Raw genomic sequence first — 13,985 nt, forward strand, 5'->3', positions numbered from 1 at the left:
CCGTCTCCCGTCGCGTAAGCAATGTCCGATCCGTTTTAATAACCATATCCCTAGTGTATACAAAACTATTCCTAATTGAGAATAGTTTTGTATACACTGAGTATGCTTGGGAGGGGATTCAGCACGTATGAGTGGGATGCACGTGCATTTTGGGCTGATTTGCATTTGTAGCCCACACCCCAGGCGATTCACAGATGCAAGATGGCCAAAGACGCACTTACGAACTACACTCGCCGTGCCACGCCAGCGCGAATTGGCCCAAAATGCGCTGGCGTGGCAGGCGCATTCTTTCCGAATACCACAAATCACGGGTTTAGGCCCTCAAACCGTGCCACGCCAACGCCGAAAGCCACGAATTGCTCTGGCGTGGCAAATTTGAATGCCACGCCAGAGCAAATCAGCCGATTCTGCACTCGCGTGGCACAACCCAAGCACATTCCGTCTGCGATTGCGGTGCAGGCATCAACACGAGCCGACCCCAACTACGCCAAACTTCCTCATGAAATGTGCTAACTGAGCAAAAACTCCCTCATGAAATGTTCCAGAACAGCTAAAACTCCCTCATAAAAGTGCAGAATCGTTGCTATCACAGGGTTTACAGCATCAAGGTGAATCAGGGAGTAACACAAAAACACCAAGCAGGTGTTTGCCGACAAGACGCTTCAACGGCAAACACCTAACCTGAAATAGTCAGTTATGATTTCTTTTGTGCTTGCGGACCTGGTTCCGCCGTTGCAGCAGTATTCGCCTCTTTTACCGGTTTATTCTCTTGTGGATCACATGCGTAGAGAACAGTATCCTCATTAAGCACGTGAAATGTTCCCGGCTTCCACGTCTCGCCCTTGCCGTCCGCTTGAGTGTTCCAAGTCAGATTGCTACCATCTTCAAGATTCAGAATCTCCTTCGGCGATTTGACCGTGATAAAGGTTCCCCTCATCGCCCTGTGAGTCAGCAAATTCTGTAGCTGCTGATATTTGTTTTCCAGCTGCTTTCCTGCTTCCTGGCCTTCAACCATCCCGCCCAGATTATCATTATCGATTTTCCCGTTGGGGTCATATCGCAGCGTGCCTACGTCGGCTAGCGCAACCGTCAGAGCCTTAATCCTTCTCCAGTAATAGGAACGGATAATCTGAATACCGCAAACGACTAGAGAGACAATCATCAGCGGCAAAATGGTTGCTCCCGAATCCGCTGTAATAAGCTCAACCAGCCCTTCCGGAATCTTCTCCTTCTGATTCAGGATGGTGAGAGGAATAATAATGCAGCCAGCAACGATATTGAGAGAAACGTCTTTTGTTTTACTGTCTTCATAATGGCCAGTGACAGTCTTAAATGCCTGGACGTTCCACCCCAACGGATCATTAACGTCTAACGAATCAACATTATTCACATGATAACGAAGAAGCACATGCCGAACATGCAAGTTAGTGATTCGATCGAGAATCCACATGCCCATTTTAGTTTCAGGAATGAAATCAAGAAATAGAACAACGCTAATCCACAATCCAGCTACTACTGCAACTGAATAAAGGAAATCCCAAGGCAGTTGCTGAGGAAATGGAATTGCGTAAAAAAGAATGCCTGTAACGCTAAGCGCCACTATTATCTCACAGCCTCGTATGCTAGAAATAGGAGTACTAGGAACGAAGAATACATTGCCTACGACTATCGCGATTCCCAAAGCAAGCAACACCACCGGCTCCCACCAATAAGGATGGACATCCTTATTACCAGAGGATAAAAGGACAAGCAAGGCATTCGTGTATTGACCTGCGATCACAGCGACCAAGCCTACCGCCCAGAAAACAAGCATTTCTCCTGGATGTTGCTTCCCTACAGCTTCAGATATTAAAAAGACCAGTACAGCAATCTGAATCAGAATAACGAGACTAAACAGAATCGAGGGAACAAGCGGCTGGAATGAGAATGAGTGAATACCATCAGGGAACCATGAATCCGGAGGATAAGATGCCGATTTCTCGCCCTGATGCTTCTTGCAAATAAATAGGTAAACCTTCCAAGCTGCAAATGCATAAATCAATACGGGGACTATTATCTCTAGCGCTTTTATCCACCAAGGGGATTGCTTCGCCGCTGGTTTCGAACTTTCTTTACTCACGTTTTTCGCGCCCTTTTTATTTTTCCTCTTCTTTAGCATCTTTCCCCCTACGAATAAGCTCAGCCAACGATTTAACTCAGCAATGCCACTAGCATTTAGGCCACGGTGCTCCATTGCGTGGCTTGAGACGCCGCGATTTGGCGGTGGTGGTGTGTTGCTGAAAAAGCCTTAATCAGATACCCCCCCCCCGAGAAGAATTTTGGTGATGGAATGATCGGTTGGAGAAAACTCCTTGTCTTCTGGCAACGTGTTAGGCGCATACTCTGTGGCGCTATTGGCGCTGTTGGCGGCATTGTCGGCAACATTGGTATCATCGCCAGCGCCTGATTCAGCAACAGAGCCAACGCCAGCCACGCCAGCATCCGCAGCACCAGCACCAGCCCCAGACACACCACCAACACTAGCGGCAAACTGCTGGCGGAAGTGCTGCGCCTCAGCCAGCTCCTGCTTGACCTCAGCCAAATCGTGCTCGAGTTCGGCGATGCGGCGGACTTGTTGGGCGATGAGGAGATCACGTAAATCGCGCTTGCCGTTGCGTACGCGGAGTTTGGGGGTGAAGGTGCGCTCGTCGGTGTGATCGGCGGCGAAAGGTTCGGCAGTGGGGCGAGCACCGGTGCTCTCCTCTCCTACCGAGTCACCGTAGTGACTACGCCAACGCGCGATGCAGCGTTCGATGCGTTTGTACCCGATCAGGGATGAGTCAAGACCATGGTCATGGAAAATTCGCGCGGGTGACTCGCCAGCGAGATAGCGACGGATACATTCGCGCTTGAACTGCTCCGTGTACCGAATACGCCCGTTAGTAACGCGCTCAACGGCTGGCAACGAACGCAGATATGAGATCTCCTCGTTCGTGAACTCGCCGATTTCCACAGCGACCTCCGTTCGACTTACTCAACATGCATGTGGCTCAAACAACGGCGCACTGCTCGATAACCGTTATGATTGGCGTCTGCATCAGATGCGTAGACACTTCTAGATTATCGATATCGCACTGCGGTAAGCAAAGAAAACAACTTAAAAGCGTCGATTGTGGCGCTTGATTTACAGCTTATGCGATTGGCAATCGCATGCAAGAGGGCGAAATAAGGAAAAGGACGCACCAACCGTATGGCTGACGCGTCCTTTTCGTTATATATCAAGTGTGATTACTTCGTTATTGCGGCGAAGCATCACATTGCGGTTCACGCGTTCAGCGCGCGCTTGGTGCCACGGCTCTTGGCGAGCACGGTCACGCCAGCGCCAGCCAGCAGCAGAGCCACGACAGTGAACAGTGCAGTGCCAGCAGCACCGGTGAGCGGCAGCTGAGTGACGGACTTGACGTTCTTCACAGTGAAGATGTTGTTAGCGAGGGAAACCAGACCCCAGACATCCTTTCCAGCAAGGGACACAGAACCGTTGTCGGCAATCGTCACCTTGAACTCAGGCTTGTTCTGCAGGTAACCGTCCGGAACCATGGTTTCCTTGACGGTGTAAGTACCAGCAGCCAAACCGGAGAAGGTCAGGTTGCCCTCGGTGTCAGAAGTGACAGTGTAATCTGCGTTGTCACGCTGAATGGCAGCAGTTCCATCCGCGTTGTACAGGGTGAAGCCAGCACCCTGCAGAGCGTTACCGGCAGCATCGGTCTTGTGAACGGTGAACTTGTACAGGCTCACAGTGGTTTCCTTGTAGTTGCCGTCATTGCCCTGAAGTCCGTTGACAACCTCATCCTGATTAGCGGCTGCAGCATTGACAGTGGCAGAGTACTTCACCGTGATGGTCTTGCCAGCATAATTAGCAATCTTGTCGGCATTGATGGTAACGGTAAAGGTCTTCGCGCCGTCACCCACCAATTCGGTATCAAGGCCAGCGACCGTGTAATCATCAGCCGGAACAGCAGTACCATCGTCAGTAGTAACCGTGAAAGTAGTATTAGCAGCAACGGTCAGACCAGTGCCCGGACGATCGGTAAACACGAAGGAAGCAGGTGCCGGGTTGGCAACCTTGCCGGACAGCGTGTACTCAATAGTATCGCCGACCGAAACGCTGGTCTTGTCAGCAGTCTTGGTCTTGTCCTCATTCTTCGAGTTCTTGAAGTTCACGATTACGCCAGTCGTCGGGCTGGTCACTGCATTGTCCGTAACGGTACCGGAAGCAACAACCATCGGAACGGCCTTAGTGATGTCAGCAGTTGCATTAGTGTTGTCAACGAACAGATAGATGCCAGCAGGAAGATCCACGGTTGCAGCATATGCTCCATCGCCAGTACCACCAGCAACTGCCTGCGGAGTAAGAGTCACGTCCTGACCACCGATCAGAGTGGCCTTGGCAAGGTTATCAGCAAACTTACGAGTGGTACCATCAGCCCACGGACGAGTAGCCGAAATGTCGAGCTTGCCTTCAGCAAGAGCATTGGCCAAATAATCCGGCGAAGCGTCATAACCAGCAGTCGCAAGTGCAGTCTTTACAGCTTCAGCATTGCCGACAACGGTCTGCACAGCGTATGCGACATTGTCATCAGCGCCATACTGTACGTACTCACCAATCTTGTATGCAGTGACAGAACGACCAGTCAGCTGTGCCTTAGTTTCAGCAGTGAACGTGAACGTGGCAGTATCGTTAACCACATCACCATCAGCAGCGTTGGCGGTGGTGGCACCGAATGCCATGCCACCAAGCAGGGTGGCCACGGCGGCTACGCCTGCGAAAAGCTTCCTCATCTTCATGAGAAATCCTCTCTTCCTTTTACTTCTTGTGTCGGCAGAGGATCTACCGACGTTTTTGTTCTTCTTGCAATCGCGGAGGCCGCAGCCCCTTAGCAGGGCCACCGCGATCCGCAAATCTTTAATTGTGTGAGGGGCTCGCGTGTGCTGCTCCCCTCAGTCACCTGCGGTGTCAGCTCCCCTCGAGGAGGGGAGCCAGAAGCCGCAGATTGGGTCAGAGCATCATGCTGTTGCGCTTGCGATACTCGTTGACGATCATCGCGATCACTCCAGCGGCAATCACCGCCAGTCCGCCGATAATCAGCCAGTTACGAGCCGACATGCCACCAGTGAGTGGCAGTGCAGACACAGCCACATAGGAGTTCGTGAAGGTTGGAGCAGCTGTTTGACCGTCATACTGAACGGTGTAGGTGCAAGCTGTTGCGCAGTCTTCAACCGTGACCTTGACCGCATGGGAAGTCTCGTCGTACTTCCAGCCAGCAACCTTGCCCGTCGAGTTCTCAGTCAAAGTGAACGTGTATTCACCGTCTGCATTGAACGTGAGCTGCGGCAAAGTATTAGTTGACTTGGAACCGTACTTAACACCTGTCTCCTCGGCACCAATAAGCTGCTTACTGTCTGCGCCCTGCTTGATTTCACCCGTGGTCGACGCTGCGACGGTACCGCCCTTAGCCAGCTCGGTTGCAACAGTCGTGCCACCGGTTGCCGACTTTGGATAGGTGACCTTGCCAGCCTTATCATCAGTGCGCTTCAGCGTGAACGCGAAGTTCTGCGCCTGATCATCGGCCGTCTTACCGGCCCAGTTTGCACCAGCAACCTGCTTGTAGAACGTCAGATCCACCTGTGCGGAAGTGCTCTCATCGGCCACACGGATAATGGTCGAACCAGTCAGCAACGGAGTGGCGTCCAGATTGGTGTAAGTTGCACTCGGATTGGTCGGTTTCACCGTGACATCGGCATAGCCGTCATCCACGGAGAACGTCGTATTGGCGAGCGACTGCGGCTTCAACGCCTGTCCACGATCTCCAACGGAGAAGTAGCCGTACTTGAGCAGAGGGATGCCGCTCGTGTCCGTATCCGTAGTACCACCGTTAAAGCCGTACTCGTACTTGATACGCTGATCGTCATCACTTGCAGCATTCCACGAAATCGAACCATTGGACTCGGTGCCCGTCTTCAGCGTGCCCGTGACGTACTGCAACGGATCGTCACCGCCATCGCCGGCCCACTGGGTCATCGTACGCACGAGCGTGCCAAGGCCGACGTTCACGGAGATGTTGTCCTTCGTGCCGGTAGCGACCTGCTGCATGCTGATGGTCCCATCATCGGCTGTAACCTTCGTGTACGCGGTGGCATCCGCGTACACGCCGGAATCGCTCACAATCACCTTCGTCCAGTGCTCGTTGAGCTTATAGCCCTTCGGAGCCCCAGATTCCTTCACCCAATACGTACCGTTCTTGAGCACCGCGGTGTCATTGCCACCTTCGACACTCTTGTTATCAGGGAAGCTCACCGCACCCGCTAATCCAAGGCGACCATCAGCAACCTTCTGATCCGTAGTGGTCTTCGTAGAGTACGGAGTGTCGGCCGGCACGCCGTTATTGTCCTGATACAGCTCGAACGTGGCTTTCACATCATTCGCCGTGGTGTTGTCACCATCATTAGCTTCAATCGGGTTGCCGTTCACGTCGGTCTTCTGCACGACTAGCACGTTCTTGATGTTCGGAACCTGAATTACGCTCGCGTACATGCGGTCGTAATTCACGCTGTCAAGACGATACATACCGGACGTATCCGTGCTGTTCTCGTTCTGAAGCACTGTGTTCGGGATGTAGAAGTAGCCAATCGCGTAGTTGACATCAGCATCATTGGCGGCAGCATAGTAATACTCACCAAGCTCGCCCGGCAAATCCTGAATGTCAGCGGACCACTGGCCGTTCTCATTCTTGGCGAACGCGTTGTAGTTTTCGCCGTGATTCTTATAGTTCTGTTGAGCCGCCTTAAGTACACCATCAAAACCGGTGCCGTTCTCCAGCCAGCCGTTCTCGGCATCACCGACAACTGCCTGCCAGCAGTCCACGCCAGTGCTACCGTCTGGGCATTGCTGGGAGGAATTAAAGCGCATCGCCACCGCAACAATCTTGCCACTGTTCAGCATGGCATTCGTAATCGTGTTCTTTACAGTCTGCCCCTCACGCTCACCAGTGATGGTGAGCGACGTGATGGTCGTCTGCACACGCGGTGTGGCAATAGCACCGGTCTCGAACTTGTTCGCCGAAGTTGCGTAGATATGACCGTTCTTGTCCTCTTGCAGTTTGATGTGCATAGCCGTGGGCTTACGATACCCATCGGGAGTATTTGCCTCTTCCAACACATAATCCGGATGAGCACCGTCGGCATACAATTCGGTCAACGTCAGCAACTTGGTGCTGTCAGCGCTGTTCGTGAAGGTGAAGGAACCATTATTATCAGTCGTGCCGGAAGCAACCGGAGTCTGGTTGGTCTTCTTGCCATCCGCATCAGCCTCATACAGGTTAAACGTCACGTCCGGGATCGGGTTACCGGCCTGATCGATCTTGAGCATTTCGTTAGCCGGATGATACACAAGGTTCGTCTCGAGCATCATGTTCGAGTTGCCGTTGCCGCGCTCCATGTAGAAGAAGTCGAGTGTGTGCTCGGTACCGGAGGGAAGAGTGCCGGAATTGAGTCCAAGCGCCGCGCCAATGGTGGTAGAAGTAAACACGTGGTTGCTGTCACCATACGAAGCGCCGTTCTTCACCTGCACTGCGCCGCTTTCGAAGTTAATGCTCAGCGTCAGACGATCATGCACACCGCCGACATCACCGACCAACTTGCCGTCGATGAACACCCACACATCATCATCACCGGAGAAGTTGAACACCATGGGCTGGCCGTCCACGGTACCATTCGCCGGCTGAGTGAACGTTGACTTCATGTGCAGACCAAAGTAGTGCTTCAGCACCGGGCTGTTCGAGTTCACCGCGCTGTTGCCGTTGCTGTCGAACACGTCATCAGCATCGTTGAACGGGAAGAACTGACCAGTCGATTGATCAGCCACTGCAGTTGAATCGACACCGACCGCACCCTTGTCATACAACGTGAACGAATTCGTATCCTTATTGAAACTGGCGAAGTTGTCCTGGCTGTTGTACGAGTACATGCCATTGTCATCCTGCAGCAGGCCCTTCACACCCGTATACGCAGCGCAGCCACTTACAGCACCACACTCAGTCGGGTTGAACAGATATGACAGAGACTGCCTCGTCGTACGCGCACTGGTATTGGTCCGAATACGACCACCATCATCCTCACCTGTCTGCTGTCCTTCATACAGGTTTCCTGCCTTCAGCACCGGATAACCATTAGCATCAAGATTGTTTTCCACGATTCCAGTGAATGGGCCACCTTGGCGGTCGGTAATCTTACCGGTCCAAGCGTTCAAGCTAGGATTGGTTGCCGGACTGGTGCCAGAATTACCACCCTCGGTACCCCAACTCTTGCGCATGAACTTCAAATCATGACCGGCGTTAATACCCTGATTCAGAGTATTGGCAACATTATCGTTATTATCTTGATCGTTCTGACCGGTCAGCCAGTAGTCGAACAAATCCATCGTAGTGTTCGACGGGGTCGAACCAGCAACCGTACCGACGTTTGCGGCAGCAGCGCTAACGCCATCGTTTGCGGCGACCGTGCTGCCGGTATCGCCTGACGCGTTGGCGTCAGCGGCGGCTGAATCATCGGACTGGGCCGTGGAGGCGTCAGCCTGGGTAGTATCAGCCTGAGCATCCTGGGTGTCGGTGCTCTGCGCGTCTTGTGCGTCTGTGGTTTGTGCAGTCTGGGTTTGCGCTTCGGCGGCATTCTCATCTTGTGCCATTGCGGTGGCGCTTACTCCAGCCACCGTGCCCAGCATGGCGAGCGCCACAATCGCAGCCGTCGCCTTATTGACGGATGTACTCGTCATCTTCTTCGCCGCGTTCAGCAGATCCGCAATCTTTCGCATTGCCGTCTCATCTCTTCCCGCATGTTTATGCGTAGCGTTCTCGTTCTCACCAGCCCCGAAGCATTACCCCTTCGTCGGGCGGCACAACTTGCCCCGAGGCCTTATACAAAACGGATAGTAACGGCTAAAAAACGCGGTTTACAGCCCCCGAAAAATACTCAACAATGCGATTTACCCCCCCCTAATACCCACTTTCACCTGCGGTATAAAGGGTTCTGCTATACACCCTCTCATAGGGGGTTACGTGAAATTAACCACAAAATGTGGAACTTTCACCGGCGTGCCGTCACTGCACGCCACCAGGTCTTCAATGACCGCCGGGTAACTATATCAAGTCATTCTTAAAAACGCAACGAGGTCTTCTGGGAGTGCCAGAAGACCTCATTCGTATGCGAGTTATACCTATATATAAAGGAGTGAATTTACCTTGTGTTCACCTGCTCTGCTGCACTAATGCACTAGCGCAGCAGTCCAGGCGCTAGTTCAGCTGAGAGCTCAATTACTTCTACAGACTACAGCAGCGAAGCCGGGTTGAGCTTATCCAAATCCTCAGGCGGCAGCACTTCAGCAGCATGCTCATAGAGACGCGGAATACGATTGCGCAGGCAAGTGAAAATCTCATAGCTGATAGTTTCAGCAGCACGAGCCCAATCATCAGCAGTCGGCTCAGCGAAATCCTCACCACGGCCAGGGCCAAACAGTTCAACCGTATCGCCCTCATGCACACCAAGTTCAGCAGCAGAACCATGCAAGTCCACAATGAACTGATCCATGCACACGCGGCCGCACACGCGCAGCAGACGCGGACCCTGCGTGGTCATCACACGCACCGGGCCGCCCTCCTTCTCCACATGCTTGGCACCTTCCATATCAAAACCGGAAGCCGAACGATGAATACCATCCGCATAACCAAGCGGCACAATCGCAGTCGACGTATTATCCGGAGTCAAATACGTGCGGCCATACGAAATACCATGGCCAGCTTCCACGTCCTTCACCGTGCCTAGCTGAGCCTGCAGGCGCATGGCCGGAGTCAAATGCCAGTCGCGCGGCGTACCCATAGCCGGGTCAGGCTCATACCCATACAAACCAATACCCGGGCGAGTCAGCTCAAAATGAATCTCCGGGCGGTCCAACGTGGCAGCCGTATTCGCCAAATGACGAATCTCAGGCGCAATACCAGCAGCCTCCATACGGCGAGTGAAATCCTTGAACGTTTCAATCTGACGATCCGTAGACGCCACAAACTCAGGCACATCAGGAGAATCAGCCACAGCCAGGTGACTCCACTGGCCAATAATCTGAATCACACCCTCCTTGGCAAGCGGAACCAGCTTAGCGAGCGCCGCGTCAAAACCAGCCGGAGTAAAACCATTACGGCCAAAGCCAGAATCAACCTTCACATGCACGCGGGCAGGCTTACCAAGCTTGCGTGCAGCCGCAGCCACAGCATCAATACCAGGCAGCGAGCCAACAGACACATCAATATCCGCGGCAATCAACTCATCAAACGGAACTTCCGTACCGTTATATACCCAAGTCAAAATATGGCAGCGGTCAGGGCCAATGCCAAGCTTGCGCAGCAGCAGTGCCTCATGCGATTGCGCAGTGCCTAGCCAAGTCGCACCACCGGCGAGCGCAGCCAGCGCGGCCGGCAGCAGACCATGGCCATACGCGTCCGCCTTCACCACACCCATTACCGCAGTGCCGGAATTCGGACCGCCAACCACGGAAACCAAGTGGGCCATGTTGTCTCGCAAAGCCTTCAAATCCACAATGGCCTGTGCGGGGTATTGGCGACGGGCGGCCGCATAATTGGCCTTGCCCTGCTCGCCGGAAAAATCAATTTCAGGTGCTGCATTCATGCTCATGAGTCCCTATTCTTGCGCGACAATGTGACGTGTGGGCGCTTCAGCCACATTCCAGCGAACTTTGAACGAAAAGTAACCCAAAAGTTACACATAAACGGCCCTTATCGCGGAACCGAAACATAGTTGTCCGCGCGTGCGGCGTAGACTAACCAAACTATACGGTTCTCCGCATGACTATACGAATATCACGAATATATGGCATACGTATATGGCATACGATTACGCGAACCGTTGTTGATTCCCGGCGTTGAGGCGTGCCGGGATCCCGGAAATCCGTCCGGTTTAGCCCCATAAACCAAGTTCATGAGAGAAGAACATGGATCTCTTCCGCAAGAAAAGCGTGGATCAGCTGGTATCTGAATCCACTCCTCTAAAGCGCACAATGCACACCTTCGATCTGACGATGCTCGGCATCGGCGCGATCATCGGTACCGGTATCTTCGTGTTGACCGGTAAAGGTGCACTTACCGCAGGCCCAGCACTGTCCGTCTCGTTCCTGCTCGCCGCCATCTGCTGCGGTTTCGCAGGCCTGTGCTACGCCGAATTCGCTTCCATGGCGCCGGTTTCCGGCTCCGCCTACTCCTATGCCTATCTGGCGTTCGGCGAACTGATCGCCTTCATTATTGGCTGGGATCTTATTTTGGAATACGCTTTGCAGGCGGCCACCGTGTCCGCCGGCTGGTCCGGATACTTCAACAAGCTGCTTGAAGGTTTCGGACTGCACCTGCCCGTGGAGTTGACCGCCGCATACGGCACCACTCCGGGCGTTACCACGTATTTCAACCTGCCCGGCTTCGTGATCGTGCTGCTGATCACCTGGGTGCTGTCCATCGGCATTAACCAGACCAAGCGCACCAACGACATTATGGTGATGATCAAGCTCATTATTATTGTGCTGTTCATCGTCTGCACCGTGTGGTTCGTGAACCCGGCCAACTGGCACCCGTTCTCCCCGTACGGCATCTACACCTTCCAGCCCGGCTCCACGCAGCCTTACGGCATCGTGCCCGCCGCTTCGATTGTGTTCTTCAGCTTCATCGGCTTCGACGCCGTCTCCTCCTCCGCTGAGGAAACCGTGAACCCGAACAAGACGCTGCCGCGCGGCATCCTGCTCTCCCTGGCCATTTCCACCGTGCTGTACATCGTGATGACGCTTATCATGACCGGCGTGGTGCCGTACAAGGAGTTCGCCAACTTCATCGACGCCCCTGTTGCCGGCGTGATTCTGGCCACCGGATTGAACTGGCTGGCCGTAATCGTGAACCTCGGTGCTCTGATTGGTATGACCACCGTGATGCTCGTGCAGCTGTACGGCCAGTCCCGTATCTGCTACGCCATGAGCCGCGACGGCCTGTTCCCGGAGTTCTTCGGCCACGTGCACGAAAAGTACCGCACCCCGTTCAAGGGCACCTGGTTCTTCGGCATTCTGACCGCAATCGCCGGTGGCTTCATTAACATCAACGTGCTGTTCGAGCTGGTGAACATCGGTACGCTGTCCGCATTCATTATCGTGTCCGCAGGTATTCTGTGGATGCGCAAGACGCAGCCGGACGCACACCGCGGCTTCAAGGCACCGCTCGTGCCGATTACGCCGATCATCTCCATCGTGTTCTGCTTCATCCTGATTGCAGGCCTGAACTGGGAGACCTGGGTGCGATTCGCCATCTGGTTCGGCCTGGGCCTGATCGTGTACTTCGGCTACAGCCGCAAGCGCTCCAAGCTTGGAGCGGCCGGCAAGGCTGAGGTTGAGGCCACGAAGGCTGAGGCCTGATCGGTTGGCCTGAGGAATTAGTTGTAGAGGGGTGACTTCAAATGAAGTCACCCCTCTTTGCGTCTTTCTTGGCTCCCCTTGTCAGGGGAGCTGGCCCGCGAAGCGGGTCTGAGGGGTAGTAGCAAAGGCAAGGACCTTTGCCGGATTCATCTGTTGCAGACTACCCCTCAGTCAGCTTCGCTGACAGCTCCCCTGACAAGGGGAGCCGAGGGTGGGTAAGGAAGGGAGCCAGGGGGTGGCGGTTACCACTCGTGACGCTGGTAGGCGATGCGCGTCGTGTCGGTGGGGCGATCTAGGAGTTGGATGAGGCCGCAGCGGGCGAAACCGGCGGTTTCTAGCACGTGCTGCATCGCCTTGTTGTTGGGATGCGTGTCAGCGCGAACATTGCCATAGTGTTTTAATGCCCACGTAATGCAGTCGCGCGCAGCATGACGTACCAAACCAGACGAAGCGATACGATGAATCGTCACATACGTATCATTGTCAAGCCAGGCGCCATCAATAGAAGCATACGTAGGATCCTTGCCCGGGCAGAGTGCAAACTGAGCCAGAATCCGCTCGCGACCATTATGCATATCCACTAACAGCATCGTGCGCTGATTCGCAATATCATCAATAATCACAGATTCGCGCGGAAATTCAGTACCCCACTGCGTTGGATTACCATTCGCAGCCATCAGAGCGCGAGCATGCGCGTAAATCTTCTGCATTTGCGGCAAATCATGCATAGTGGCATGGCGGAATCGGCGGCCCGTCGCCTTAGTTGCGGAGTTCGCCTGAGTCACCTTTACCTCTTCCCTCGCAGTGGACTTTGCACATGACGTACATGAACTGACGGTAAACCTATCATGCCGCAAGCATAAGAAACCCCGTCCGCGTCATAGCGTGGACGGGGTGTTGCGGGAGCCAAGGGTACGGGGAGTCAGACGACTTTGCGTTCGAAGGGGTCGGAGCTGATGCCTTCTTCGAGGATTTGCTTGCACCATTCCTTTGCGGTGAACAGGCTGTGGTCACGGTAGTTGCCGCAGCTCTTCTCGGTGGTGGCGGGAACATCATCCCACGTTGCCTTGTAGGCAATGAATTCCAATGATTCCTTCAGCGCCTTGGCCACATCCTCAGTGGAATGCTCGCCCCAGGTCAGCAGGTGGAAGCCGGTGCGGCAGCCGAACGGAGAGCAGTCAATGTAGCCCGGAATGCGTTCGCGCAGCAGCACAGCGATCGTGTGTTCAATAGTGTGCAGGCCGCCAGTCGGAATAGCCTGCTTGTTCGGCTGGGTCAGGCGCAAATCGTAGTTGGAGATTACGTCGCCATGCGGCCCCTTTTCAGTATCAATGTAACGCACGTACGGCGCCTTGACCTTCGTGTGATCGAGCTGGAATGATTCAACAACCGGCTTTTCGGCTTGTTCGTCTGCCATGATTCACCCTCCTACGTTTTTGCATATTTACCGGTTTCTATCGTAGTCATGAATGCGAGCGTGCGGGTGTGCAAAAGCTAT

8 protein-coding genes are annotated in these 13,985 nt (G+C 54.0%); 1 reads left to right on the forward strand and 7 read right to left on the reverse strand.

What is annotated here, in order from left to right; all coding sequences use genetic code 11:
* Positions 1-694 precede the first annotated feature (694 nt).
* The 5 genes from AC1AY0_RS11155 to alr form a co-directional block, all read right to left on the reverse strand.
* The gene (locus tag AC1AY0_RS11155) at positions 695-2,158 is read right to left on the reverse strand and encodes a hypothetical protein (protein WP_476526430.1); all 1,464 of its coding nucleotides are present in this window, start codon (positions 2,156-2,158) and stop codon (positions 695-697) included.
* Positions 2,159-2,287: 129 nt separating this feature from the next.
* On the reverse strand, positions 2,288-2,992 hold the full coding sequence (locus AC1AY0_RS11160; protein WP_476526432.1) for a hypothetical protein: 705 nt from the start codon (positions 2,990-2,992) through the stop codon (positions 2,288-2,290).
* A 311-nt stretch (positions 2,993-3,303) separates the two neighbouring features.
* Positions 3,304-4,824 (reverse strand): SpaH/EbpB family LPXTG-anchored major pilin, encoded by a 1,521-nt coding sequence (locus AC1AY0_RS11165; RefSeq protein WP_476526433.1) that lies wholly within the window; start codon positions 4,822-4,824, stop codon positions 3,304-3,306.
* Positions 4,825-5,035: 211 nt separating this feature from the next.
* Complete coding sequence (locus AC1AY0_RS11170) at positions 5,036-8,845, reverse strand: fibro-slime domain-containing protein (protein WP_476526435.1); 3,810 nt, start codon at positions 8,843-8,845, stop codon at positions 5,036-5,038.
* Positions 8,846-9,357: 512 nt separating this feature from the next.
* Entirely contained in the window at positions 9,358-10,716 is a 1,359-nt protein-coding gene (gene alr / locus AC1AY0_RS11175; protein ID WP_476526437.1) for an alanine racemase, read from the reverse strand.
* A gap of 316 nt (positions 10,717-11,032) precedes the next feature.
* Between alr and AC1AY0_RS11180 the strand changes: the two genes are divergently transcribed.
* Complete coding sequence (locus AC1AY0_RS11180; protein ID WP_476524384.1) at positions 11,033-12,487, forward strand: APC family permease; 1,455 nt, start codon at positions 11,033-11,035, stop codon at positions 12,485-12,487.
* A 242-nt stretch (positions 12,488-12,729) separates the two neighbouring features.
* Here the strand turns inward: AC1AY0_RS11180 and AC1AY0_RS11185 are convergent, their stop codons facing one another.
* A complete protein-coding gene (locus AC1AY0_RS11185; RefSeq protein ID WP_476524383.1) occupies positions 12,730-13,272 on the reverse strand; it encodes an N-acetyltransferase in 543 nt (180 codons plus the stop codon).
* 137 nt (positions 13,273-13,409) lie between these two features.
* Positions 13,410-13,904, reverse strand: coding sequence for an S-ribosylhomocysteine lyase (locus AC1AY0_RS11190; protein WP_476524381.1), 495 nt, complete (start codon positions 13,902-13,904; stop codon positions 13,410-13,412).
* Positions 13,905-13,985 lie beyond the last annotated feature (81 nt).

Source organism: Bifidobacterium sp. LH_416 (assembly GCF_056357055.1).